Consider the following 25,427-nt stretch of genomic DNA (forward strand, 5'->3'; position numbering starts at 1 on the left):
AAGGCATAGCTATAAACCATATAATAGTAGCAACACTTACATCAGCTTATATATGGCAACTTCACCAATCACCATATATTAAATGCCCCCCAAAAGTTTTGCAACTAACTTTTGGGGGGCATTTAAGGCTCGACAGCGAAATTCATGGTTTGTAAACAAATTCTTCATTCGGCTCCTTCTGCCAAAGAATACCATGGTCTTTCAGCCAACTTTCATACTTAGGATAAGCAAGAGTAATTTCTTTATTCTCTACCGGGTAAATCCATGCATCCGTATTCTCCCTCAAACGTGGAATATCCAACACCCACGGGAACTCATTATCCATACGGTAATAAACACCATGTTCAAGGTCTGAACGGTCTGAATTTAAACCAAACCATTTCATATCGACTTTGTCCGTTGGTGGCATATCGGTCAAATGAATCTCTTTACCCCGGTTTGAAACATATATAAAAGGATTGAACTCTGAAAACAGATTTCCCGTATCGGTAATTGCCTGTTTGAGTGGAATCCATACTTTCACCGGTACGCCCGGTGCCGTATTCCCGCCTACCACAGTATTTACAAATCCTCCGGAAGCAGAATTAAAAGCGGACTGTCTGATATCGTCATACACAATCACTGTAGCCTGTGTATTAGCCGATTCTAAAATTCCTCCGGACATGGCGGAAACATCTACATTGGAAGTGGCTACCGGCAATTGAATGCCAAAGCCGCTTGTATAAACCGCCCCCTGCGCACGCGGGGTAAATGTCAATTCAATAGCAGAGACTTCATTGGTCAGTTGACCTTCCGCATCGGTCTTTTTCACAATCGTATAAGTATAATCCGTCACAAAATCATTAAAATCATAATCACCTTTTGACGGCCAGTTATCCTCGAACGCCAGTGTTCCAAATACAGAATATTTGTATGCCGTATCTTCTACAGGAGGAACAGGTATTTCATCTTTAGGTTTAATCATCGGATTCGATTCGACTTTTATCAGAATATCGTTATAATCCATATCATTGAACTCATTGGGGTCTTTATGTAAACGATAATCCAATCCTACGATATTACAACCGGCATCTTCACTCCAGCGGGCAATACCATTCGTATAAGCTCCGGGATAAGGCATCGCGCTGTTGCTATTTAAAACAGGAGTAGAAAAGCGGTAATTCCCGAGATTTTTCATTGCATCTCCGGCTCCGTTTTGCCCCGGCTGTGCAGCTACCATCACCCATCCGATGCTGACACCGGCCGGAAAAATATTTGTATAGAGTTGCCTGGCTTCATCCCAATACATCAATTGTATTTTAGCACCGACTACCGGAGCATGGACAGAAGATAATTTAGCCACATTCGTATTGGGAAACAGCATCGTTTTGCGGATACTGGCAGCGTCTTGGGCAGTTACCCCTTTTGCCGAATCATACGTATAATAACATAATGCATTAAAAATATTCCAATTACCATCAGAGAAACCACCATCACCCAGAAACGTAACCCATATTTCCGTACCTTGATAGACGCCTCCATCGTTTACAACCGGTTCCGTTATTTGCAGATCGGTACAATAATCGGCAGAAAAATATTTCTCATCCGATACGGCAACCCGTTCGGGAAACATATTATTGACAACCGTACTTATTTTTGTGATATCTTCCGCACTGAATAGTTCCGGATCGACCGATACACCGTCTTTAAACAATCCGGAAGCCAATGTAGCATGAATGCCCTGCGCATAATAAGTATATAACTGATAAGGATTATCCGTTCCCGGATAACATATTTTACTCTTACGCGTTATCTCTCCATTGTTTTCGCTTCCACCGCGTGTCTCCGTTTCCTTGATGACAAACGGATTCACACCGCCAAAAGCCAGTGACGCGCTATTGGCCGCTTCACATGTCTGCATAGCTCCATAACCCGGATAGGTCGTACTTACATAGATCGTCTTCACTTCGTTAGGAAGTAGCATGTCAGCTGTTATTGACCCCGAAGCATCCGTTATACCCGTAAAAACAGGCTTCACATCCTTCAATCGATCACCATCCGTATAAGGATTTTCAACGTAGACATTAAACGGAACACCGGCAGCCAGCTTTCCACTAAGATTTTCTGCCGTAATTGTCAAACTCTTTTTTGATTTTAAATGAAAATCAAATGTTAAGTCCAGATCATTGCCGGATTCTTTCTCTTCGGACAGATTGCGCTCATTATCCACACAAGAGAAACATATACAGGCAACAAATAGCAACGAAATGATCTCTTTCATAATACCGAAATTATTTGTTTGTTTTGTTGTTATATCATCCTTTCGCTCTCCGCTTTGCAGCAAAGAATTCTTTCATCAGTACGGCACATTCTTCAGACAGAATACCCTTCACGACTTCCGTTTTAGGATGTAATGCCTGTGCCGCATATTTTTGATACCCCCTTTTTTCATCATCGGCTCCAAAAACCAACTTCCCGACCTGTGCCCAAGCAATGGCCCCGGCACACATCACACAAGGTTCTACCGTGACATATAGAGTGCATTCGTTCAGATATTTCCCGCCAAGGACATTGGCAGCTGCAGTGATGGCTTGCATCTCGGCATGTGCCGTCACATCATTCAGTGTCTCAGTCAGGTTATGGGCACGGGCAATCACCCGCCCTTTGCAAACGATTACCGCCCCGACAGGAACTTCTCCCCTCTCTCCGGCTTTCTGCGCTTCAATGAGCGCCTGCTTCATGAAATAGGTATCGTCGAGCATAGGCATCATCGTCTCATATCATGTTCGCCAAAAAGAGTCGGATAGTCCTCCTCCATATTTTTATGTATAAACATGAGGATAGTTTCGCGAAGCCAACGAGATTTGTTCGTTATCTTATATTTATCCAGATAACGGTCTACAATCATTTGCTCGTCATCGCTCATCAAAATGCTCATACGCCGTTCACGTTTCGTGGTTTCGACATGCATTTTCAGACTCTTTTTATCCCTCTTTCCCATTTACTTTGCAAATTTACTTTTACTTCTGTAAAAACAAAGCATAAAAAGAGTATTTTTGCACATCAACTACCAAATTATTAAAAATATATGGCCGAACATAATGCCTTGGGTAAAGCCGGAGAAGATGCCGCAGTAGCTTATCTGGAAAGTCATGGTTACGTCATTCGCCATCGCAACTGGAGAAAAGGACATCTGGAGCTGGATATCATAGCTGCCAAAAATGACGAGTTGATTGTAGTTGAAGTGAAAACCCGGAGCGATGCCGACATCATGCAACCCGAAGAAGCGGTAGACAGACAGAAAATCAAACATACGGTGAGAGCCGCAGATACTTATATCCGATTCTTTCAGATCGATGTCCCGGTACGTTTCGATATCGTCACGGTCGTCGGAAAGCCGGGAAACTTTAAAATAGAACATATAAAAGAGGCATTTTATCCACCGATATTCTGAAGATGTAAATGTAAAAAGCAAGCATATGAATATAGAAACTGCAAGAGAATACTGTTTGAAGAAGAAAGGAGCAACCGAAAGTTTTCCTTTTGATGAAACATCCTTGGTGATGAAAGTGATGGGAAAAATGTTTGCCCTCATCGATCTGGAATATGCCAATTCGATCACTTTAAAATGCGAACCCGAATACGCCCTTGAACTGCGGGAACGTTATGCCGCCATCGATGGAGCATACCATTTCAATAAGAAATATTGGAACAGCATACGATTTGAAGAAGATGCCGATGACCGTTTGATCTGCCAATTAATAGATCATTCCTATGAAGAGGTAATAAAGAAATTCACCAAAAAGTTAAAAGCCGAATATGATGCACTCCCCTGATGGATTTCCTGTTCCGCTTATCCGGATCAGGGAAACAAATTCCACTAACCTTTACCTGAACCACCTTTGCAACGAAACCGTGCAGGCAGAGTTTACCACCGTCATATCCCGGTACCAAACGGCCGGCAGGGGACAACGCGGGAATTCATGGGAATCAGAAGACGGAAAAAACCTACTGTTCAGCTTCGTACTATATCCCGGATTCCTTGAAGCAAAACGCCAGTTCCTTCTTTCACAAATCATTTCCCTAGCTATAAAAGAAACACTGGATGTCTATACAAACGACATCTCCATTAAGTGGCCGAACGATATCTACTGGAAAGACAAAAAGATCTGCGGTATGCTGATAGAACACAATCTCGCGGGAAGTTACATTGAAAGAAGCATTGCAGGCATCGGGATAAATATCAACCAACAACAGTTTTTCAGTCCGGCTCCGAATCCGGTATCTTTGTGGCAGATAACCGGCAAGGAAGAAAATCCGGTAGAGATCGCGAGTGACATCATGCAACGTGTACAGGAATACTATCGTTTACTCCGGCAAGATGCTGTAGAACAGATCGGAGTGCGTTATCAAAAATCACTGTTCAGACGCAACGGATTACATTCGTATAAAGATGCTGAAGGCGAATTCAAAGCCACCATCCTCCGAGTAGAACCGGAAGGACGGCTGATACTAAAAGATGAAAATGGTAAGGAACGAGGATATATGTTTAAAGAAGTCGAATTTAGGTTTACCGATTGATCTCCTTTTCAATCCGTTGAATTTTCTCTAATGTCTTCCGTGCTTCTGTCGAGGGAAACTGGCGAACCACGTTTTGCAAATACTCTTTCGCCTGATTATATCCCGTAGTCAGCACACGGCTTAACCCGTCCCTGTAGCGAGCGTGCTGCATCCGGGTCGGAGCGTTAATCTTTTTATAATCGCGTTCCAACTGTTGTTTTTCCTGCTCTGCCATCAGGTAAAGATAATTTCCGATAAAGATGTTGGCTGCCAGATTGTCAGCATCCAACTCCATTACTTTTTTATAAGTCCTCAACGCTTCCTGCTCTTTGCCACGTGCCACCTCCATTTCGGCACACGATACCAGATAACCGACATCGTTCGGTTTCCGTTGAAGCAACTCTTTATAAAACAGATAAGCCTTATCATAGTTCCGCATTCTCTTATAATGAGATGCCAACTCATCTGCCATCTTTACACAAATATCACTGTTCTTATCCACGTTTGTCCAATAGAACATTTCCGCCTTGTCAACGTTCTGTTGAATGGCCTGTTGAAACAGGCTGACAGCTTTTTCCGTTTGTCCTGCAGACATAGCTACAGCCACCGTCTGCAACACATCTCCAACCGATTGGGCAGTAAGCGCAAACGGAAAAGACAGCAAAATTGTAAAAAGTAATGTTAAGGTTTTCATCTCGTTCGTCCCCATTTAGTTAAGTACCGGCAAAGGTAACAATTTTATTGCCATTTGTATTTGTGGGACTCATTAATTAGCGTTATTGTTCCGTTAATTTTTATGATATATATTTTTTATGTAACTTTGCCCGTAGAATGAAAAGAATAGTTTCCATCGGTACAATAAATAAACGCATCCTCGAGATCGCCATACCCTCCATAATATCTAATATAACTGTCCCTCTACTGGGATTGATCGATGTCACTATTGTGGGGCACTTGGGTTCACCGGCATACATCGGAGCCATTGCAGTAGGCGGGTTGTTATTCAATATCATTTACTGGATTTTCGGTTTTCTTCGTATGGGTACGAGTGGGATGACCTCACAAGCTTATGGCAAGCGCGACTTGGATGAAGTCACGCGGTTATTATTGCGTTCGGTAGGTGTCGGTTTGTTCATTGCCGTCTGTCTCCTCGCGTTGCAATACCCTATTCTAAAAGGAGCTTTTTTCCTTATAAAAGCCACCCCGGAAATCGAATCGCTTGCCACTCTTTACTTCTATATCTGCATTTGGGGCGCACCCGCCATGTTGGGGCTTTACGGCTTTGCCGGCTGGTTCATCGGAATGCAAAACTCCCGCTTCCCCATGTACATAGCCATCACGCAAAACATTGTGAATATTGTCGCCAGCCTCAGCTTTGTCTACCTATTGAAAATGAAGGTGGAGGGAGTGGCATTCGGAACACTTATCGCCCAATATGCGGGATTTCTGATGGCAGTATTGTTGTGGCTCCGTTACTATAAATCACTCCGTAAGCGGGTTGTTTTCAAAGGGATTTGGAAAAAACAGGCCATGTACCGTTTCTTCTCCGTGAACCGGGATATTTTCCTGCGTACCCTCTGCCTTGTCATCGTAACCATGTATTTCACTTCGGCAGGTGCCTCACAAGGTGAAGTAGTATTGGCCGTGAACACCCTACTCATGCAGTTATTCACTCTCTTTTCATACATAATGGATGGCTTTGCTTATGCCGGTGAAGCTTTAGCTGGAAAATATATCGGAGCAAGAAACCGATTGGCTCTTCATCAGACCATACGCCAGCTATTCGCATGGGGTATCGGACTTTCGGTCGCATTTACCCTGCTTTACGCCATAGGGGGTAAATCTTTTCTCGGATTATTAACCAATGAAACAACCGTTATCCAAGAAGCTGGTCATTATTTTTATTGGGTACTTGCCATTCCTTTAGCGGGATTTTCCGCTTTCCTTTGGGACGGCATATTCATAGGGGCAACTGCTACCCGGCAAATGTTGGTTTCCATACTGGTTGCGTCTGTCTTCTTTTTCCTGGTATATTACGCTTTTCATGAATGGATGGGCAATCATGCCTTGTGGTTGGCTTTCCTTGTTTATCTTTCACTTAGGGGAATCATGGAAACCTTACTTGCAAAAAAGATCCCGATGATAGGAGCTTGAGAAATTAATATTAATTCTTAAAACCATTTGCTTTCCATATGAAAACAACACTATCTTTGTGAGGTGCTGAATGCCCGCTTGTTTCCCATTGCGTACATTACCCAACACGCAAGGTATAGATACTTGACGCGTTGATAATTAACATTTATCGTGATAACTATTAATATCTATCACGTTAATCATTAATACTTATCATGATGGCTATTAATGATCAATGAACGGGAAATACGAAGTATTTTCAGTAACCAGCAACATTAAGATTAAGAAAGGAGTAAAGTATGGCAAGAGCAAGAAAACAAGGACTGGATTATTTCCCTGTAGATACCAATCTTATGCAAAACCGCAGTGTGCGACGCATCATGAAGCAAGAGGGAGATGGTGCATTTACCGTCTTGCTCAGCACATTGTCATACATTTATAAGGAAGAAGGATATTATATACATGCCGACTCGCTTTTCTATATAGACTTATCAACAGACTTTTACGAAAAGAATGCAGAAGATGTGGCACGCATCATCCGTTTGGCTGTAAAATATGAACTATTCAATGCCTCTCTCTTTGAAGAATATTCCATTCTGACTTCGGCAGACATCCAAAGACAATACCTCACCAGTACCAAGCGACGCAAAACCTCCCGGATAGAAAATGATTACTGCCTGCTATCGGACGAAGAACTAATTCATTTACAAGCAAAAAGAGGTTACGCAATCAGCAAGAGAATAACCGGAAAGACGGATAAAGAAAACGAAGTTAAGGTTCAAAATGTAACAATTATCCCCCAAAATGTTACATCCGGTACACATAGCATAGCACAGAATAGCATAGCAAAGCATAGCGTAGCAAAGAACAGTAAAGAATTCCCCCTTTCAGTTCCCCCCAAGGGGAAGGTGGAAAGGAAGGAGGAAAGAATTTATAGAAAACGACTCATCGATATTCGTTATCATACCTATGAGAGCTTCTACCAACCGCCCCAGAAAGTTACCGGTATGCCCTACAATAGCAGTGGATAGATTAAAAACAGGGCGATACTTTAGAAAACTAGTGCAATCACAAAAGCTCTTCACAAAAATTACCCGCCAAAAGCCCGGCAAGCAAGGAGTAAAATCGTATATTTGCACCAACTAAAAACAAGAACAATATGGCAAAATACAAAAGAATCCTGTTAAAGCTCAGTGGTGAGAGCCTGATGGGAGAAAAGAAAAGCGGTATCGACGAAAAGAGGCTGGCTGAATATGCAGCCCAGATCAAAGAGATTCATGAACAAGGAGTGGAAATAGGAATTGTGATCGGTGGTGGCAATTTCTTCCGCGGACTAACCGGAGCCGGTAAAGGATTCGACCGGGTAAAAGGTGACCAGATGGGAATGTTGGCAACTGTCATGAACAGCCTTGCCCTCAGTTCGGCTCTCGTTGCAGCCGGTGAGAAAGCCCGTGTACTGACGGCTATCCGCATGGAACCTATCGGTGAATTCTACAGTAAGTGGAAAGCCATCGAATATATGGAAGCAGGCGAAATCGTGATTATGTCTGCCGGAACCGGTAATCCCTTCTTTACAACCGATACGGGTTCTTCCCTGCGCGGAATCGAAATCGAAGCAGATGTTATGTTGAAAGGCACCCGCGTTGACGGTATCTATACGGCCGATCCGGAAAAAGACCCCACGGCTACGAAGTTCAGTGATATCACATACGATGAAGTGCTGAAACGCGGTTTGAAAGTAATGGACTTGACCGCCACTTGCATGTGCAAGGAAAACAACCTACCGATCATCGTATTCGACATGGATACGGTAGGCAACCTTAAGAAGGTGATAATGGGCGAAGAGATAGGTACTTTGGTACACAATTAAAAAATAGTCTGGAAAACTCAGATTCGACTATCGGACGTTCACTCATCCGCCTTTTCAATGACACCGAAAGGGGTTGATTTCTTATATTCCACAGCACCCTCGGCAGCCATGCCGGGGATGTCTTCGTACCCTCCCCTATCATAAAGTACGGGAGCTTTCCGCTGGAAACGCTCCAAATAAGAGTGATTGATGAGATATTCCATTTCAAGCAATGTCTGCTTGCGTATGGCAGGTTTCAACTGGCATTCCCAAATGGTCATTACTTTCCAGCCCATTCGTTTCAAAGCTTGTCTGTCCCGTTCGTCACGTTGTTTGTTCCGCATGATTTTCTTCTGCCAGAAATCACGATTGGAGTGAGGAAGATGACTATCCACTTCGTGCCCATGCCAAAAACAACCATGTACAAATATCACAAGACCATATTTGCGCAATACAACATCGGGGGTTCCGGGCAGACCTTTCACATTCTTTCGATAACGATAACCACGGGAATACAAATACCGCCTGACAATCAGTTCCGGCTTCGTATCCTTGCTCTTGATTTTTGCCATAACGGCCGAACGCTTATTTTTATCCCAAATATCCATGGTTTACCATTTAGATGCACAAAAATAGCAAAATTACGATATTTAAACACCGACAGCCCTCTTATTATTTCCAAAAAGATAAGCATGTTATTGCAGAAAATCAAAAAATGCGTTACTTTTGTTTTTAATTCAAGTAAGCTATAGAAGAAACTATAAAAGCAAAAGAATATGATAGACGTAAAGACTTGTATCAACGATTCACAAGAGAAGATGGATATGGCCATCCTATATTTGGAAGAGGCTTTGGCACATATCCGCGCCGGTAAGGCAAGTACGAGACTGCTGGACGGAATCCGCGTAGATTCTTATGGAAGCATGGTACCTATTAGCAATGTAGCTGCTGTCACTACACCGGACGCACGCAGCATCACGATCAAGCCGTGGGACAAGAGTATGTTCCGTGTCATCGAAAAAGCAATTATCGACTCCGACCTGGGCATCATGCCCGAAAACAACGGTGAGATTATCCGTATCGGTATTCCTCCGTTGACCGAGGAACGCCGTAAACAGTTGGCAAAACAATGTAAAGCAGAAGGCGAAACAGCCAAAGTCAGTGTACGTAACGCCCGCCGTGACGGAATCGATGCACTGAAAAAAGCAGTGAAAGACGGACTTGCCGAGGATGAGCAGAAAAATGCAGAAGCGAAACTGCAAAAGATTCATGATAAGTATATCGGACAAATCGACACACTGTTGGCTGAAAAAGATAAAGAAATCATGACCGTTTAATAAATTAAGGATTGAAAGTTGAAAGAAGAGGATGAATACACAGATGTTTTTCAACTTCCAACTTTCAATCCTCCAATTTTCAAGTTTCAACTAAATGAAGGGATTAGTAATAAAGAATACCGGGAGTTGGTATCAGGTAAGAACTGATGACGGGCAACTTATCGAATGTAAGATAAAGGGGAACTTCCGGCTCAAAGGTATCCGGAGTACAAATCCTGTTGCGGTGGGCGACCGTGTCCAGATCATATTGAATCAGGAAGGTACGGCATTCATCAACGAGATTGAAGATAGAAAGAACTACATCATCCGCCGTTCGTCCAACCTCTCCAAGCAATCCCATATTCTTGCCGCCAACCTCGACCAGTGCATGTTGGTAGTGACCATCAACTATCCCGAAACGTCCACTATCTTTATCGACCGTTTTCTGGCATCTGCCGAAGCATATCGCGTGCCGGTAAAACTCATTTTCAACAAAGTAGATGCCTATGATTCCGATGAACTTCATTATCTGGACAGTCTCATCAATCTTTATACCAGTATAGGGTATCCCTGTTTAAAGATCTCCGCGAAGAAAGGGGAAGGTATCGACTTAGTCAAAAAAGAATTGGAAGGGAAAATAACGCTTTTTTCCGGGCACTCCGGTGTTGGAAAATCCACACTCATCAACGCTATTCTTCCGGAACAGGAAGTAAAAACCGCTGAAATATCGACTTACCATAACAAGGGAATGCACACCACCACCTTCTCCGAAATGTTTCCTGTAGAGGGAGGCGGATACATTATCGATACACCGGGAATCAAAGGTTTCGGGACTTTCGATATGGAAGAAGAAGAAGTGGGACATTACTTCCCGGAAATATTTAAGATCTCCGCTGATTGTAAATACAACAACTGTACCCATCGTCACGAACCGGGATGTGCCGTGCGCGATGCCGTGGAAAAACACTTTATCAGCGAATCACGCTACACATCTTACCTGAATATGCTGGAAGATAAAGAAGAAGGAAAATATCGCACAGCCTATTAACTCTTTTTTAGAAACGATGCATTAAACCTTCCCGTATATTTGTTGTCCAAAGGTCAGCGTTATACACTATACTTAACAGGTACACATCCGTTTGTACCTACTAATATATATAAGATACATGGATAAGAGAATCAAATGGGGTATTATTATTCTCGTAGGTGCCGGATTGATCGGAGGAGGCATCTACTCACAAATGCCTAAACAAAATGAGGATTTGGCTGCTGCCGATAAAGTAAGCCAAAGCCAAAAAAAGGGAAAAAAAATATTGAACGTGAATGCACGTATCATCCGTCCGCAATTACTGACGGATGCGATCCAAATCAACGGTAGCTTGTTACCGGATGAGGAGGTAGACCTTTCATTCGAAACTTCCGGCAAAATCATCGAAATAAATTTTGAAGAAGGAACCACCGTCAAGAAGGGACAATTGCTGGCTAAAGTGAACGACCGCCAACTGCAAGCCCAACTGCAGCGCCTCGTTTCCCAGTTGAAGCTGGCAGAAGACCGGGTATTCCGTCAGGATGCCTTACTAAAACGGGATGCGGTCAGCAAGGAGGCACTGGAACAGGTCAGAACGGAACTCGCCACACTCAATGCCGACATAGAAATCGTAAAAGCCAACATAGCACTGACCGAACTCCGCGCACCTTTTGACGGAGTGATCGGCTTGCGTCAGGTCAGCGTGGGAGCATATGCATCTCCCAGTACCATCGTAGCAAAACTGACAAAGATATCTCCTTTGAAGGTGGAATTCTCCGTCCCCGAACGCTATGCGGGACAGGTGAAGAAAGGGGCAAACCTGACTTTCAAGCTGGAGGGAAAACTGGATGAATTCGATGCCAAAGTCTATGCCACTGAATCAAGGCTCAGCGATATGCACACCTTGACCATACGTGCCCTCTTCCCGAACGCCAACGGTGCGATTCTTCCGGGAAGATATGCTTCTATCCACCTCAAGAAAGATGAAATACAGGATGCCATCGCCATACCTTCGGAAGCCATCGTACCGGAAATGGGCAAAGACAAGGTATATCTTTATAAAAGCGGCAAGGCGGAACCGGTGGACATAGCCACGGGAATCCGTACCGAATCGGAAGTGCAGGTAGTAAGAGGATTGGAGGTAGGTGACACTATTATCACTTCGGGAACACTGCAATTACGCACGGGATTACCGGTAACACTCGATAATATAGACTAAAGCGGCTGCCCTATGAACATATCTGAACTAAGCATACGCCGACCGGTACTCTCAACGGTACTTACCATTATCATCCTGCTCTTCGGATTTATCGGATACAGTTACCTGGGTGTTCGCGAATATCCCTCGGTGGACAACCCGATCATTTCCGTGTCCTGTTCTTATCCCGGAGCAAATGCCGATGTGATCGAGAACCAGATCACCGAACCGTTGGAGCAGAACATCAACGGTATACCGGGCATCCGTTCCTTATCCAGTACCAGCCAGCAAGGGCAAAGCCGGATCACCGTGGAGTTTGAACTTTCGGTGGATCTGGAAACGGCTGCCAACGATGTCCGCGACAAAGTCTCGCGGGCGCAACGTTACCTGCCCCGCGACTGTGACCCACCCACCGTATCGAAAGCAGATGCCGATGCGATGCCTATCCTGATGGTGGGATTGCAAAGCGACAAACGCTCGTTGCTCGAATTGAGCGAAATAGCCGATCTTACCGTAAAGGAGCAGTTACAGACGATTTCCGATGTAAGTAGCGTTTCCATCTGGGGTGAAAAACGTTACTCCATGCGCCTTTGGCTCGATCCGATCAAGATGGCGGGCTACGGCATTACCCCTGTCGATGTAAAAAATGCGGTAGACAAGGAAAACGTGGAACTCCCGTCAGGTAGTATCGAGGGGAATACGGTCGAACTGACCATCCGGACATTGGGTTTGATGCACACAGCGGAAGAGTTCAACAACCTGATCATCAAAGAAGAGAACAACCAGATAGTACGTTTCAGCGACATCGGACGGGCGGAACTAGGGCCAGCGGACATCAAAAGCTACATGAAAATGAACGGAGTACCGATGGTGGGCGTTGTAGTAACCCCACAGCCGGGAGCCAACCATATCAAGATTGCCGATGCCGTGTACGAGCGTATGGAACGTATGCAGAAAGACCTTCCCGAAGACGTACACTATAATTACGGATTTGATAATACAAAATTTATCCGGGCGTCTATCGACGAAGTACGGCAGACGGTTTACGAAGCATTCCTGTTGGTAATCATTATCATCTTCCTGTTCCTTCGTGACTGGCGTGTGACACTGGTGCCTTGCATCGTAATCCCCGTTTCACTGATCGGTGCATTCTTTGTGATGTATGTGGCAGGATTCTCCATCAATGTGCTTTCCATGCTGGCGGTCGTATTGTCGGTGGGGCTAGTGGTGGACGATGCCATTGTGATGACGGAGAATATCTATGTCCGCATCGAACAGGGAATGTCTCCGAAAGAGGCAGGTATAGACGGAGCGAAAGAGATCTTCTTCGCTGTTATTTCGACCACCATCACGTTGGTAGCGGTATTCTTCCCTATTGTGTTTATGGATGGTATGACCGGACGTTTGTTCCGGGAATTCAGTATGGTAATCTCGGGATCGGTGATCATCTCTTCTTTTGCCGCATTGACATTCACACCGATGCTTGCCACCAAACTGTTGGTGAAGCGCGAAAAGCAAAACTGGTTTTACCGGAAGACGGAACCGTTCTTTGAAGGTCTTAACCGGATTTACAGCCGTTCACTGGCGGCTTTTCTGCGGAAACGGTGGATTGCACTACCCTTCATTGCCCTGACCATTGGGATTATCGTTTTCCTCTGGGGATATATCCCGGCAGAAATGGCACCGCTGGAAGACCGTTCCCAAATCAGCATTAACACCCGCGGTGCGGAAGGTGCGACTTATGAATTCATCCGGGATTATACGGAAGATATCACCGCGCTCGTCGACTCCATTATTCCGGATGCAGAATCGGTAACGGCACGTGTGTCGAGCGGTAGCGGAAACGTGCGTGTCACGCTGAAGGATATGGCAGACCGTAATTACACCCAGATGGATGTTGCCGAACAGCTATCAAAAGCAGTACAGGGAAAGACAATGGCACGCTCGTTCGTCCAGCAGTCTTCATCGTTCGGTGGACGACGGGGAGGTATGCCCGTGCAATATGTATTGCAAGCTACGAACCTGGAGAAACTACAGGAAGTACTTCCCAAATTCATGTCGAAGGTGTACGAAAATCCCGTGTTCCAGATGGCGGATGTCGACCTGAAATTCAGTAAGCCCGAATCAAGGATCAACATCAACCGGGACAAGGCGAGCATCATGGGAGTCAGCACCCGGAACATCGCCCAGACCTTGCAATACGGATTGAGCGGTCAGCGCATGGGGTATTTCTATATGAACGGAAAACAATATGAGATTCTCGGAGAAATCAACCGCCAGCAACGCAATAAACCGGCAGACCTGAAAGCTATTTATATACGTAGCGACAAGGGCGACATGGTACAGCTTGACAACCTGATCGAACTGACGGACGGCATCGCCCCTCCGAAACTCTACCGGTACAACCGTTTTGTTTCGGCAACCATCTCGGCAGGACTGGCAGATGGGAAGACCATCGGACAGGGGCTGGACGAAATGGACAAAATAGCCAAGGAAACGCTGGACGATACTTTCCGCACGGCATTGACAGGCGACTCCAAAGAGTACCGTGAAAGTTCCTCTAGCCTGATGTTTGCTTTCATACTCGCCATTTTGCTGATCTACCTCATTCTGGCAGCTCAGTTCGAGAGTTTCAAAGATCCGCTGATCATCATGCTGACCGTACCGCTTGCCATTGCAGGTGCTTTGATATTCATGCACTTCGGCAACATTACGATGAACATATTCAGCCAGATCGGTATTATCATGCTGATCGGACTGGTAGCGAAGAACGGAATTCTGATCGTTGAATTTGCCAACCAGAAGCAAGCGGCAGGCGAAGACAAGCTGAGCGCCATCAAAGATGCATCCTTACAACGCCTGCGCCCCATCCTGATGACAAGTGCTTCGACCATTCTGGGATTGATCCCGCTGGCATTCGCCACGGGCGAAGGAAGCAACCAGCGTATCGCCATGGGTACGGCAGTCGTAGGAGGTATGTTGATCTCGACTTTGCTGACGATGTATATCGTTCCGGCTATTTACAGTTATATTTCGACTAACAGAAAAAAAGAAAAGGATGATGAACCGAAGAAATAGAATCCACTCCATAATAATGACCTTTATCGCACTCTTCTCCCCTCTCTGCATGAATGGGACAGGAGGAGAAATCCGTGCCCAAGAGACATACAATCTGAAATCTTGTCTGGATAAGGGACTGCAAAATAATTATTCGTTGCGCATCACGCACAATGAAGAACAGGTGAGCAAGAACAATGCAACGCTGGGCAATGCCGGCTATCTCCCTACCCTAGACTTTACGGCCGGATATAAAGGTACGGTAGATAACACACAGACCAAAGTCCGTGAAAGTGGCGAGACGTTGAAAGAGAACGGAGTATTCGACCAAACCGTCAACGTAGGTCTTAACCTGAACTGGACGATCTTCGATGGATTTAATATCCAAGCCAATTATCAAAAGCTGAAAGAGCTGGAACGTCAAGGGGAAACGAATACCCGTATCGCTATTGAAGACTTTGTAGCCAGCCTGACTGCGGAGTATTACAACTATGTACAACAGAAAATACGCCTTGCCAATCTGCATTATGCTGTAAAGCTATCCAAAGAACGCCTGCGCATCGTGGAAGAACGTTATCACATCGGAAGTTTTTCACGCCTCGACTACCAACAGGCAAAGGTGGATTTCAATGCCGACAGTGCCAAATACATGAAGCAACAGGAATTGCTTCATACCTCACGCATCAACCTGAATGAATTAATGGCAAATGCCGATGTCGACCAGCCTGTCTTCATCGAAGATTCCATCATCAATGTGAATGCCAATCTGAACTTTGATGAATTATGGAACGCCACGCTTGCCACCAACGCTTCCCTGTTAAAGGCGGATCAAAATACGATCCTTGCACAGTTGGACTATAAAAAGATGAACTCCCGGAACTACCCGTACCTGAAACTGAATACAGGTTATGGATATACCTTGAACAAGTACGATATAGCTGCCAACAGCCAACGGGGGACGCTCGGTTTCAACGGAGGCTTGACAATCGGCTTCAACATTTTCGATGGCAACCGCCGCCGGGAGAAACGGAATGCCAGCCTTGCCGTAAAAACCGCACGCTTACAACGTGACGAATTGGAACAGTCACTGAGAGCAGACATCAGTAATCTTTGGCAAGCCTACCGCAATAACCTGAAGATGCTGAACTTGGAACGCCAGAACCTCGTTGCCGCCAAAGAGAACCATGAGATTGCCATGGAACGCTACATGCTTGGCGACTTGGCGGGTATCGAAATGCGTGAAGCGCAAAAAAGCCTTCTGGATGCCGAAGAACGAATACTTTCGGCTGAATATGACACAAAGCTGTGTGAGATCTCGTTGTTACAGATCAGTGGGAAGGTGCTGAAGTATTTGGAATAGAAAAAGCCGGAGTTTCTACATTCCGGCTATAAATTCTTCTACTCGGTAAAATACTCCTTTACATGCAAGCCCAACCAAACTTCCGCACAAGTTCAGCTAATAAACTACGGTCTTTCATTGGTAAATTGACTATAACATTTTCACGAATATCCCCAGAAAAAGTATACCCACTGGCAGGTAATTTATCCTCAGTTAATTCTTTTTCATTGGATAATCTTTTCAGTAATTTATGATTGCTGACGGTAACATCAAAATACTCTTCAGTATTTTCTGGTTGGATAAACAGTGTCCTCAAATCAATATTTCCTAAATAAAATTGCTCCAATCTTCTGGTAGAGACACGGATTGCTATATAATGAGAAACAGGCTCATCCTCATACATCAAACATAAATATAATGTATCAAAATTATCCCTTGCCGTAAACAGTTGCGGCTGATCGCAATAATCTAATATTTTATCTATTTTCAAAACATCTTCCATCACTCAATTACTTTAGATTGTGATACATCAAACTTTGTAGTTCTCCACCAAGAATAATGAGCATTCCCAAAAGTCTTTTTGATCATGCCATCTTTAGATTCCAGCGTAACTAAAGCGATCTTTGCATTTTTAAACTTAGGAAGCTTTAATCGTTTTTCAGCCTCTTCTTTCCGGGAAAATAAGGATATTGCTCTTATTACACATTCATCAATACCTTCACCTTGGAATATTTTATCCGGCTGCAATATTCTCTGCGAAAAGAAATCTTCTGATTTGGCAGGATTACCATTTGCTATTCTATAATAAGCCCCATTACAAACCATTGCATCCTCAGGAGGACATAGATCAGGCAATATTTCAAACCATTCAGTTTCCATTTTTCTTTTCTATTTTCTATTGCACAAAGATAATCTATAATCTATAACTTTTTACCGCGATATATCATAAATATTTCTAAGTTCATTTTTTATCCTTACATCCTATTATTAAAGCCAACCTAAATTCGACTTGACGTTAGATAGGAGTTAACATCATACTATTCCTTCTTTTTCTTCTGCTTCCGCCTTTTCCTTATAAAATGCGAGACGGGCTTCACACAATTGTCCTACCACATCATGTAAAGTCTTGGTACGTGTAAGCATGAAATCAAACTCCGTTTCATCCACTTGGAAGCGGAAATTATAGCGGGATTCGATATAGGCACGGCACAATTTATTAAACAAACGTATCTCTTCGTTAGTGTTCTGCGGAAAGACAGAGGCTAGCTCCTGAGAATAGTTTTTGGAACGAACATACAGGGATTTTAAGTTGTGAGTTTGTGGACGATAATTATCGTAAACCAAAAATATGGATTTGTAGAAACGTTCACAGGCTTGGTGTAATTGGAAAGAGCCTAATTTGTACTGTTCTTTGGACAAGCAATAAATACCTGTATCAAGAAAGCCTTCGCCTAAAATATAACATCCCTCATATTCTTCCTTTGCTATCTGATATCTTTCCCGATAATTCAATTCTTCAGGCTTTGGGAAAACAACTTTTTCATCATCATAAAGCAATATACCCTCTTTTATGATATCCGAAAAGAAATATTGTTGCTTCCTGATCATCCTCGCCAACTGCCCCCAGCTTTCCACGAGTATTTCAGGGGGAGTAGGATGTTTCTTATTTGACAAACGTTCAAAATACAAAGGAATAACAGTGGATGATGCAAAACGCTCCAATGCTTCCGGCTTGCCTGTCTCTGAGACAACCAGAATATCAATATCACTCTGAAAACTGGAAGGCACTCCAAAATCATCCCTATTCTTATACAATGAATAGCTGCCGCGGGCATAACTTCCAAACAGAATGATCATCCTGACATTGGAAATATGTTCCAAGATAAGCTCTTGCAGAATAGCAAGTTCTTCCTGCGTGCGTTTAGGCAAATGTTTGATTGACTTCTTCATCTTTGCAAAGCGATATTTAATGATTGACTTCTCAAAGGTAAGCGTTTTTTCAATATCTTTAATCATTCTGCACCTTAAAACGCAAAATGGCTATTTACAAGTCCGATCTTCAATGAAAGATGTAAGTAATTCTCCTAATTGTTATTTTTGAGAGCAAGATAGTATCATGGAAACGAATAAAAATTAAATAACTGATAATCAATTCACTACACATGTAATTTCACCTCGGTGAGGAACGACCTCTTCATCGGTGAGAAAGACCTCCTTCATCGGTGAGGAACGACCCCTTCATCGGTGATCTCCAAGGTGTTCACCGCAAACAAGAAAACCAGTTGCTTTCAACACTATCAGATGTAAAATATTCTCTTTCAACTTTTCCCTTAAAAATTGCCCTTATAGTAAATCATCCAACGACATATTTAGCCTTCTTACCCATACAACGGTAAACCAACCAAACCAGCAGCCATGACACTCCGAATGCAACTACCGCTGCCAAGGGAATCTGCAATCCCAAAGGAACATGGATAGCACGCATCAGTACAACGGAAGGCCCGGTAAAGAAATAATGTACCATATAGATACCGAATCCGCAGATTGTGAGGTTGGCAAGTGCTTTACGGAGTGATACCGACTGAATGTTCACTTTCTTAGCCAGCATAAACACGGGAATAGTCATCATCACTACGTTCAACGAACAATAGGTGAAGAAGAGTTCAAGCATCTCATCTGTGAATTCAGGCAATGCAGTGATATAACGAAATCCTAAGAAGGTGATGACATAACCGATAGCGAACATCGGAATGCCCACGGCAAACGTCTTCTTCATCGACCAATCGACATTACGCAAATAATGACCCAATAGAAGATAGCCATTGAAACCGGCAAAGTAATATAACATGCCGAATGCATTCCAAGAACAAGTACCCCACAAATACGGAGCTACGAACTGTGTATAATAAGGAATAAGCGTGGTAACGGCAAATGCAAGGAGGCACCAAAGTTTAGCTTTCTCGGAAGCCTTCTCTACCCATGCCGAAAAAATGGGCAGATAAAGGTAAAGTCCTATCAGAAGATAGATATACCACATATGTACATCCACAATGGAAAAGTTAAAAGGAATCTGTGCGATATATCCCAAAGAGACAGACAAGGATTGACGCATCACTTCCTCACCCGCATAGGGAAAGAAATCGAGAATAACTTCAGGCTTGATCCCTAACACACCGGTGAGCCAGGGAAAAAGATTATAAATGACCGACCAGATCAGGAACGGCCAAAAGACACGGGGAATACGTTTCTTATAGAAAACGGAAGTTTCGCCATGTACCGGAAGAAGCAATGCTCCTGTAATCATCACAAATAGCGGCACACAAGGCCGCAAGGCTGCACCGTAGATGGCACCCCAAAGTTTGATTTCTTCTATATTCGAAGCTGTACCGGGATAAAAATTGAATGGATCCGTGCAATGGCAGCATACAACGGTAAACATGGCTATCAGTCGCACGACATCCAGCCAAACGATGTGTTGTTGCTTGGTCAATGTTGTAGTCTGTTGTGGTTTCATGGAGTAGATATATTTATAATGAAAAAGAAAGACATACGGTCTTTACAGAGTTAGCGGACGAGTGCAGATTTGATAGAATAAAATAAATCCGCAATCGCCCGCTTCACCGGTATTATCTGTGTGCCATTCTAGAAACGGCTGTAATCACATCTATTATTTCACTGCGCAACGGGGCTTAATCTGTTTGAAGAAGTCGTTGCCCTTGTTATCCACCAGGATAAATGCAGGGAAGTTTTCAACTTCGATCTTCCAGATAGCTTCCATACCCAATTCAGGATATTCCACGCACTCGATGCTCTTGATATTGTTTTGTGCAAGGATAGCAGCCGGGCCACCGATTGAACCAAGGTAGAAACCGCCATGATTCTTACAAGCATCCGTCACCTGCTGGCTGCGGTTACCCTTGGCAAGCATAATCATGCTTCCACCGTGGCTTTGGAAAAGGTCTACATACGGGTCCATACGTCCGGCAGTGGTCGGCCCCATTGAACCGCAAGCCATACCTTCGGGAGTCTTAGCCGGACCGGCATAGTAGATAGGATGATCCTTGATATACTGAGGCAGGTCTTCACCACGATCCAGACGTTCTTTCAGCTTGGCATGGGCGATGTCACGACCTACGATAATCGTTCCGTTCAATGACAGGCGTGTAGCTACCGGATATTTATCCAACACTTTCAGGATGTCCGCCATCGGTTGGTTCAGGTCGATCTTCACAGCATCCCCTTCACCGGCATTACGGAGTTCCTCAGGGATCAGGCTGCCTGGATTATCATCGAGCTTTTCGATCCAGATACCATCCTTATTGATCTTACACTTGATGTTGCGGTCGGCAGAACAAGATACGCCCAGACCTACCGGACAAGATGCACCGTGACGCGGCAAGCGGATAATACGTACATCATGAGCCAGATATTTGCCACCGAACTGCGCACCGAGACCAATACGGTGAGCTTCTTCCAACACCTGTTTTTCCAGTTCGACATCGCGGAAGGCACGGCCGTATTCATTTCCGGTAGTAGGCAGTTCATCATAATAATGAGTAGAAGCCAACTTCACGGTCAGCAGATTTTTCTCTGCCGAAGTACCTCCGATAACGAATGCAATGTGATAAGGAGGACAAGCTGCCGTACCCAGTGTTTTCATCTTCTCAACCAAGAAGGGAACAAGTGTTCCGGGGTTCAGGATGGCTTTTGTCTCCTGATAAAGATAAGTCTTATTGGCAGAACCGCCTCCTTTGGTAACGCAAAGGAACTTATACTCCATGCCTTCGGTAGCTTCGATATCGATCTGGGCCGGAAGGTTGCATTTCGTGTTCACTTCATCGTACATGTTCAGCGGAGCATTCTGTGAATAACGCAGATTCTCTTCGGTATATGTTTTGTAGACACCCAGTGAAAGAGCCTCTTCATCGCAGTAGCCCGTCCATACCTGTTGTCCTTTTTCACCGTGGATGATAGCCGTACCGGTATCCTGGCAGAAAGGAAGTACACCTTTGGCGGCTACTTCAGCGTTGCGAAGGAAGGTAAGTGCCACATACTTATCGTTGTCGCTTGCTTCAGGATCGTTCAGAATCTTCGCCACCTGTTCGTTGTGCGAACGACGAAGCATGAACGACACATCGCGGAAGGCAGCGTTAGCCATAGCCGTCAAGCCTTCTTTTGCAACTTTAAGAACCGGGGTTCCTTCAAACTCGCTTACGGATACATAGTCTTTCGTAAGCTGATAATACTCAGTCTTATCTTCTCCATGCTCGAACATGGGTTGATACTTAAACGGAGGTGTTGCCATATTTTTACTTTTTATTACGTAATGTTGTTAGTTAGTGAGGCAAAAGTACAAAAAAAGAGGAAGTAAACGATAGTCTGCCAATAAAAAAGTTACCATCAGGCAGATAAAAGTCCTTTCCAAAAAAGTACTATTCCTACAACAAAATTATCCCGTCAAATCATATGCTCTTCATTATAGTATGACTGTTTATGCCAATTGCCCGATACGATTGATCAGTTCATCTCCAAGTGCCGTTTTGTCATCGATGTGCTTCAGTACGGCAGTGACAAACGGATTGCTTTCGAAGTCGCCACGTACCTGTTCGAAGTCAAGCTTCATCTCGTCACGCGAACCATCGGCTCCAAAGCCGGTCATGGCGGATAGGGAGAACTCTTTCCGTGCATCATCGTACACCATACGGTCAAGACCGACAACAGACACTTTCCAATCTTGCACGATGGCAATAATTTCTTTTGCAGTGATCGTCTCCGGATTCAATCCGTAGAATTCCTGAATCTTATTGTAAGCCCATGTCCATTCGTAGGTGTAATAATTAGTGTGCATCTCGGCAAAACGAGCATTGATGTGCTTCAATCGGTTGATTTCACCGCTTTCAATGCCATTCATGAGTTTCTCAATCTCGCTTTTCGGAGCAATCAGACCGGAGATGTCCACCCATTCACCGATACCGATTTCCGTATCGGGCTTCAGACGCTGGCGGATCTCTTCATTACTTTGGAAGTTGGTGCCCTCAAGCCGCTTGATAATAGAGTTGCCCAGGAATTTATGGATTGCAATTTCATAATAACGGATGCCGCTATTGAGTGAAGAGTTCTTGATCTTGGCACTCTGATAAGAGTAGGTTTCGGAAGTCTCACCGGACACCCGTTTCAACTCTTTCAGTATCTTCCTGCCCGCAAACATCTTCTGGATAGTATAAGGGCTCAACAGGTTGTAGTTGATATAATCCAATTGGTTCGGATCTTTCCGCTGATCACGTTTCGGCCATTTTTGAGCATCACGAATGGTACCCACGCTGCGCAGATTAACACCCGGAACCAAAAAAGTGGTATTCTGTTGCTCGATCAAATAAGAGAACGGCAAGTTCGAGGTATCTGCATGGTTCACATGACGTCCCATCACCAACGAAAAGGCACCGACACGGGCAGGCCAAAGGATGTAGGAATCGGAAGTGGTCTTCGCTCCCCGTTCCATCGTTCCCTGATGGATAGGCCCTAACTTATACATGTGGTTACTCTGGTTCGAACCGGAACCGGCATTCATAAACGAGAACATACCGGCAATCAGTAAAGTAGATTTGTGGTGTGTCACCGTATAAGGGCCTGCAAAGATGGCACATGCTTCACCGTTCTCTCCCTGGCAATTGCTGAAAAAGAGGGAATCCGAAGCCGAATAATTATGTCCCAACCGACATGCCTGGCCAACGAAACAGCGCGTCAGTACAGCACCATCGTCTACATGCGAACCCGAAGAAATGATGAAATCATCGCAGATCACTCCGTGACCGATATGCACCGGAGCCATTTCATTACTATTGATACTGCCGTTACTCAACCGGCAAGTACCGCAAATACGACAGCAATCGCCTATCCGCACATTCCGGATGGAACCCGTATTAAGAATCATCACTCCTTTCCCGATGCTCCCGACAGTCGAAGCATGTTTGTTGGAATAGAAATCCGTGATCTCTTTCATCCGGCTGATCAATTCCGGGCGGTGGCGGTATAAAGCAAGGATATATGCCTGATGCGCCGAAAGTTTATCATTGATAAGTACTTCGCGACCTCCTGTTTCATTCAGTACGGAAACTTCTATCCCGTTTCCGAAAGTAGAACGGCCTTCTACAAGGATGATATCGACATTTTCAATAAATGCCCCGTCACCAATCTCGTAGTTAGCAATATAGTTCTGAATATTCTCAATACAACAATTATTGCCCACTGTCACATTGTGCAGCGTAACATGGCGCAAACCGGAGTGTTTCTTAATTCCACCCGGCAAAGTAAATTCCGACCGGAACTCTCCCAGTTTCACTTCGCCCGAAAAGCGGGTGTGGTGTACATACTTGGTAGAGAACCCTTCGGCTACAAAAACTTTTTCCCAATCATCTGCCAGACACGACTGGCTTTTCAACTGAAGCACTTCGTCCTCAGTCAGTTTCCGGTAAACATTTCCCATATATTATCAGTTACGAATTATTCTTCTTCGTCGTAAGTCTGATAAAGAAAATCGTTATAGGGATACTTTTGTACGTGCAATTCTTTTACGCGTTGATAAACTACACTCTTCAGTTCTTCTATATTGATTCGTTCGCGGGCGGAGATAAACAGGCAGTTGTCTTCCATCTTTGCCATCCACGTCTTCATCAGTTCATCGAGTGTTAAGTTTTCCTTTGTTTTGGGGGTAAGGTCGTCCGGCGCTTTCTCCACATAGGTGTAAGCGTCTATCTTGTTAAATATAAGTATCATAGGTTTTCCACCGCCACCGATATCGGCCAATGTCTTGTTGACCACCTCGATCTGTTCTTCAAATCCGGGATGGGAAATATCGACCACATGCAACAGCAAATCGGCTTCCCGTACCTCGTCGAGGGTAGACTTGAATGAGTCCACGAGGTCAGTTGGCAATTTACGGATAAATCCTACGGTATCGGACAGCAAAAACGGCAGATTGTCGATGATCACCTTACGCACTGTGGTGTCGAGCGTAGCAAAGAGTTTGTTTTCGGCAAACACTTCACTTTTCGAAAGGAGATTCATGATGGTAGATTTCCCTACGTTGGTATACCCCACCAGTGCTACACGGATCATACGGCCACGGTTCTTCCGCTGCGTCATTTTCTGTTTATCAATATCAGCCAGGCGTTCTTTCAGCAGAGACATACGGTTCAGGATGATACGGCGGTCCATTTCAAGCTGGGTTTCACCCGGGCCACGAAGCCCTACCGAACCCTTTCCGCCTCCGGCACCCGAACCGCCACCTTGGCGTTCAAGGTGAGTCCACAGGCGTTGCAGACGGGGAAGCATGTATTTATACTGTGCCAGTTCTACCTGCGTCTTTGCATTGGCAGTCTGGGCACGCATGGCAAATATATCAAGGATAAGCGAAGTACGGTCTAATATTTTGATTTTCAACTCCGCTTCGATGTTACGTATCTGTTTGGCGGAAAGTTCGTCATCAAAGATCACCATTCCCACCTCTCTCTCGTTTTCTTCTTCGTTCAGGATATATTCCTTTATCTCTTCAAGTTTTCCTTTACCCACATAAGTCACGGTATTAGCCTGTGGCAATTTCTGGGTAAATCTTTTCACTACTTCCGCCCCAGCCGTCTCGGCAAGGAACGCCAGTTCGTCCAGATACTCGTTTGTCTTTCGCTCATCCTGCGCTTGCGTGATGAGTCCGACAAGTACTGCAGTCTCGACTTTGGCTTCGGAGATTACAAATTCTTTCATTCTTTCTTCTTAAATATTGATATTACGAGCGCAAATATATTGTTATTTTTTCAGAAAGCATCGTTCTATAAGTATATTTAAATCCAGAGGCTATATTTTTAGGATATGTATAATATCCAATCGGTTTGATAAGATAAGTTGAACAGAAGTTCCGAATGGTATATTACAGAGACGCATCTCATTGAGAAAGTGTAAAAACAAAAGGAGGATAA

Annotated in this window: 23 protein-coding genes; 11 read left to right on the plus strand and 12 right to left on the minus strand. The window is 44.4% G+C overall.

The genetic code is table 11. The annotated features are described in order from the left end of the window. Positions 1-142: 142 nt before the first annotated feature. Genes H8744_RS02430 through H8744_RS02440 form a run of 3 tightly spaced genes read right to left on the minus strand, consistent with a single transcriptional unit; the run spans position 143 to position 2,980 of the window. Positions 143-2,260, minus strand: a complete 2,118-nt coding sequence (locus tag H8744_RS02430; RefSeq protein WP_262433328.1) for an LruC domain-containing protein — start codon at positions 2,258-2,260, stop codon at positions 143-145. A 34-nt stretch (positions 2,261-2,294) separates the two neighbouring features. After that, positions 2,295-2,741, minus strand: a complete 447-nt coding sequence (locus H8744_RS02435; RefSeq protein ID WP_305067423.1) for a nucleoside deaminase — start codon at positions 2,739-2,741, stop codon at positions 2,295-2,297. A 5-nt stretch (positions 2,742-2,746) separates the two neighbouring features. Then, complete coding sequence (locus tag H8744_RS02440) at positions 2,747-2,980, minus strand: hypothetical protein (RefSeq protein ID WP_262433330.1); 234 nt, start codon at positions 2,978-2,980, stop codon at positions 2,747-2,749. Between the two features lie 87 nt (positions 2,981-3,067). Between H8744_RS02440 and H8744_RS02445 the strand changes: the two genes are divergently transcribed. The 3 genes from H8744_RS02445 to H8744_RS02455 are packed head-to-tail and all read left to right on the plus strand — an operon-like array spanning position 3,068 to position 4,560. Next, positions 3,068-3,433 carry a YraN family protein gene (locus tag H8744_RS02445; protein ID WP_262433331.1) on the plus strand — a complete coding sequence of 122 codons (366 nt, stop codon included), beginning with the start codon at positions 3,068-3,070 and terminating at the stop codon, positions 3,431-3,433. A gap of 25 nt (positions 3,434-3,458) precedes the next feature. Continuing rightward, positions 3,459-3,815: an MmcQ/YjbR family DNA-binding protein gene (locus H8744_RS02450; protein ID WP_262433332.1), complete on the plus strand. Its 357-nt coding sequence runs from the start codon at positions 3,459-3,461 to the stop codon at positions 3,813-3,815. Next, positions 3,799-4,560: a biotin--[acetyl-CoA-carboxylase] ligase gene (locus H8744_RS02455; RefSeq protein WP_262433333.1), complete on the plus strand. Its 762-nt coding sequence runs from the start codon at positions 3,799-3,801 to the stop codon at positions 4,558-4,560. Before H8744_RS02450 ends, H8744_RS02455 begins: the two co-directional genes overlap by 17 nt. Here H8744_RS02455 and H8744_RS02460 read toward each other — a convergent pair. After that, entirely contained in the window at positions 4,550-5,233 is a 684-nt protein-coding gene (locus H8744_RS02460; RefSeq protein ID WP_262433334.1) for a tetratricopeptide repeat protein, read from the minus strand. The two genes, H8744_RS02455 and H8744_RS02460, sit on opposite strands and share 11 nt — an antisense overlap. Before the next feature lie 137 nt (positions 5,234-5,370). On the opposite strand from H8744_RS02460, the gene H8744_RS02465 reads away from it, so the two are divergent. From H8744_RS02465 to pyrH, 3 genes are all read left to right on the plus strand, one after another. Then, entirely contained in the window at positions 5,371-6,693 is a 1,323-nt protein-coding gene (locus tag H8744_RS02465) for an MATE family efflux transporter (RefSeq protein ID WP_262433335.1), read from the plus strand. Between the two features lie 278 nt (positions 6,694-6,971). Further along, the gene (locus tag H8744_RS02470) at positions 6,972-7,703 is read left to right on the plus strand and encodes a DUF4373 domain-containing protein (RefSeq protein WP_262433336.1); all 732 of its coding nucleotides are present in this window, start codon (positions 6,972-6,974) and stop codon (positions 7,701-7,703) included. A gap of 128 nt (positions 7,704-7,831) precedes the next feature. After that, positions 7,832-8,542, plus strand: coding sequence for a UMP kinase (gene pyrH, locus H8744_RS02475; protein ID WP_262433337.1), 711 nt, complete (start codon positions 7,832-7,834; stop codon positions 8,540-8,542). Between the two features lie 38 nt (positions 8,543-8,580). On the opposite strand, the gene H8744_RS02480 is transcribed toward pyrH, so the two are convergent. Further along, positions 8,581-9,129, minus strand: coding sequence for a very short patch repair endonuclease (locus H8744_RS02480; RefSeq protein ID WP_305067327.1), 549 nt, complete (start codon positions 9,127-9,129; stop codon positions 8,581-8,583). 168 nt (positions 9,130-9,297) lie between these two features. On the opposite strand from H8744_RS02480, the gene frr reads away from it, so the two are divergent. From frr to H8744_RS02505, 5 genes are all read left to right on the plus strand, one after another. Continuing rightward, the gene (gene frr, locus H8744_RS02485; RefSeq protein WP_262433338.1) at positions 9,298-9,858 is read left to right on the plus strand and encodes a ribosome recycling factor; all 561 of its coding nucleotides are present in this window, start codon (positions 9,298-9,300) and stop codon (positions 9,856-9,858) included. 94 nt (positions 9,859-9,952) lie between these two features. After that, a complete protein-coding gene (gene rsgA / locus H8744_RS02490; protein ID WP_262433339.1) occupies positions 9,953-10,885 on the plus strand; it encodes a ribosome small subunit-dependent GTPase A in 933 nt (310 codons plus the stop codon). Between the two features lie 118 nt (positions 10,886-11,003). Continuing rightward, positions 11,004-12,083: an efflux RND transporter periplasmic adaptor subunit gene (locus H8744_RS02495; RefSeq protein ID WP_262433340.1), complete on the plus strand. Its 1,080-nt coding sequence runs from the start codon at positions 11,004-11,006 to the stop codon at positions 12,081-12,083. Positions 12,084-12,095: 12 nt separating this feature from the next. Beyond that, entirely contained in the window at positions 12,096-15,140 is a 3,045-nt protein-coding gene (locus H8744_RS02500; RefSeq protein WP_262433341.1) for an efflux RND transporter permease subunit, read from the plus strand. A 49-nt stretch (positions 15,141-15,189) separates the two neighbouring features. Next, complete coding sequence (locus tag H8744_RS02505) at positions 15,190-16,479, plus strand: TolC family protein (protein ID WP_305067424.1); 1,290 nt, start codon at positions 15,190-15,192, stop codon at positions 16,477-16,479. Between the two features lie 58 nt (positions 16,480-16,537). Here H8744_RS02505 and H8744_RS02510 read toward each other — a convergent pair whose 3' ends face one another. The 7 genes from H8744_RS02510 to hflX all read right to left on the minus strand — a co-directional run bounded on the left by H8744_RS02510 (position 16,538) and on the right by hflX (position 25,215). Then, positions 16,538-16,960, minus strand: coding sequence for a DUF6575 domain-containing protein (locus H8744_RS02510; RefSeq protein ID WP_262433343.1), 423 nt, complete (start codon positions 16,958-16,960; stop codon positions 16,538-16,540). Then, positions 16,960-17,337, minus strand: coding sequence for a hypothetical protein (locus tag H8744_RS02515; RefSeq protein WP_262433344.1), 378 nt, complete (start codon positions 17,335-17,337; stop codon positions 16,960-16,962). The genes H8744_RS02510 and H8744_RS02515 overlap by 1 nt, the downstream gene beginning before the upstream one ends. A gap of 153 nt (positions 17,338-17,490) precedes the next feature. Then, complete coding sequence (locus H8744_RS02520) at positions 17,491-18,408, minus strand: HEPN domain-containing protein (RefSeq protein ID WP_262433345.1); 918 nt, start codon at positions 18,406-18,408, stop codon at positions 17,491-17,493. Positions 18,409-18,811: 403 nt separating this feature from the next. Further along, positions 18,812-19,972, minus strand: coding sequence for an acyltransferase (locus H8744_RS02525; protein ID WP_262433346.1), 1,161 nt, complete (start codon positions 19,970-19,972; stop codon positions 18,812-18,814). Positions 19,973-20,125: 153 nt separating this feature from the next. Continuing rightward, a complete protein-coding gene (locus tag H8744_RS02530; RefSeq protein ID WP_262433347.1) occupies positions 20,126-21,763 on the minus strand; it encodes a fumarate hydratase in 1,638 nt (545 codons plus the stop codon). Positions 21,764-21,949: 186 nt separating this feature from the next. After that, the gene (locus H8744_RS02535) at positions 21,950-23,941 is read right to left on the minus strand and encodes a DUF4954 family protein (RefSeq protein WP_262433348.1); all 1,992 of its coding nucleotides are present in this window, start codon (positions 23,939-23,941) and stop codon (positions 21,950-21,952) included. Positions 23,942-23,958: 17 nt separating this feature from the next. Continuing rightward, positions 23,959-25,215, minus strand: coding sequence for a GTPase HflX (hflX, locus tag H8744_RS02540; RefSeq protein WP_262433349.1), 1,257 nt, complete (start codon positions 25,213-25,215; stop codon positions 23,959-23,961). Between the last annotated feature and the right edge of the window lie 212 nt (positions 25,216-25,427).

Origin of the sequence: Jilunia laotingensis, assembly GCF_014385165.1 — a bacterium.
Lineage (GTDB): Bacteria > Bacteroidota > Bacteroidia > Bacteroidales > Bacteroidaceae > Bacteroides > Bacteroides laotingensis.

Bases quoted from the DNA above. Each gene is read 5' to 3' on its own strand.
- H8744_RS02430 (WP_262433328.1), bottom strand. From the start codon at position 2,260: ATGAAAGAGATCATTTCGTTGCTATTTGTTGCCTGTATATGTTTCTCT.
- H8744_RS02435 (WP_305067423.1), bottom strand. From the start codon at position 2,741: ATGCTCGACGATACCTATTTCATGAAGCAGGCGCTCATTGAAGCGCAG.
- H8744_RS02440 (WP_262433330.1), bottom strand. From the start codon at position 2,980: ATGGGAAAGAGGGATAAAAAGAGTCTGAAAATGCATGTCGAAACCACG.
- H8744_RS02445 (WP_262433331.1), top strand. From the start codon at position 3,068: ATGGCCGAACATAATGCCTTGGGTAAAGCCGGAGAAGATGCCGCAGTA.
- H8744_RS02450 (WP_262433332.1), top strand. From the start codon at position 3,459: ATGAATATAGAAACTGCAAGAGAATACTGTTTGAAGAAGAAAGGAGCA.
- H8744_RS02455 (WP_262433333.1), top strand. From the start codon at position 3,799: ATGATGCACTCCCCTGATGGATTTCCTGTTCCGCTTATCCGGATCAGG.
- H8744_RS02460 (WP_262433334.1), bottom strand. From the start codon at position 5,233: ATGAAAACCTTAACATTACTTTTTACAATTTTGCTGTCTTTTCCGTTT.
- H8744_RS02465 (WP_262433335.1), top strand. From the start codon at position 5,371: ATGAAAAGAATAGTTTCCATCGGTACAATAAATAAACGCATCCTCGAG.
- H8744_RS02470 (WP_262433336.1), top strand. From the start codon at position 6,972: ATGGCAAGAGCAAGAAAACAAGGACTGGATTATTTCCCTGTAGATACC.
- pyrH (WP_262433337.1), top strand. From the start codon at position 7,832: ATGGCAAAATACAAAAGAATCCTGTTAAAGCTCAGTGGTGAGAGCCTG.
- H8744_RS02480 (WP_305067327.1), bottom strand. From the start codon at position 9,129: ATGGATATTTGGGATAAAAATAAGCGTTCGGCCGTTATGGCAAAAATC.
- frr (WP_262433338.1), top strand. From the start codon at position 9,298: ATGATAGACGTAAAGACTTGTATCAACGATTCACAAGAGAAGATGGAT.
- rsgA (WP_262433339.1), top strand. From the start codon at position 9,953: ATGAAGGGATTAGTAATAAAGAATACCGGGAGTTGGTATCAGGTAAGA.
- H8744_RS02495 (WP_262433340.1), top strand. From the start codon at position 11,004: ATGGATAAGAGAATCAAATGGGGTATTATTATTCTCGTAGGTGCCGGA.
- H8744_RS02500 (WP_262433341.1), top strand. From the start codon at position 12,096: ATGAACATATCTGAACTAAGCATACGCCGACCGGTACTCTCAACGGTA.
- H8744_RS02505 (WP_305067424.1), top strand. From the start codon at position 15,190: ATGAATGGGACAGGAGGAGAAATCCGTGCCCAAGAGACATACAATCTG.
- H8744_RS02510 (WP_262433343.1), bottom strand. From the start codon at position 16,960: ATGGAAGATGTTTTGAAAATAGATAAAATATTAGATTATTGCGATCAG.
- H8744_RS02515 (WP_262433344.1), bottom strand. From the start codon at position 17,337: ATGGAAACTGAATGGTTTGAAATATTGCCTGATCTATGTCCTCCTGAG.
- H8744_RS02520 (WP_262433345.1), bottom strand. From the start codon at position 18,408: ATGAAGAAGTCAATCAAACATTTGCCTAAACGCACGCAGGAAGAACTT.
- H8744_RS02525 (WP_262433346.1), bottom strand. From the start codon at position 19,972: ATGAAACCACAACAGACTACAACATTGACCAAGCAACAACACATCGTT.
- H8744_RS02530 (WP_262433347.1), bottom strand. From the start codon at position 21,763: ATGGCAACACCTCCGTTTAAGTATCAACCCATGTTCGAGCATGGAGAA.
- H8744_RS02535 (WP_262433348.1), bottom strand. From the start codon at position 23,941: ATGGGAAATGTTTACCGGAAACTGACTGAGGACGAAGTGCTTCAGTTG.
- hflX (WP_262433349.1), bottom strand. From the start codon at position 25,215: ATGAAAGAATTTGTAATCTCCGAAGCCAAAGTCGAGACTGCAGTACTT.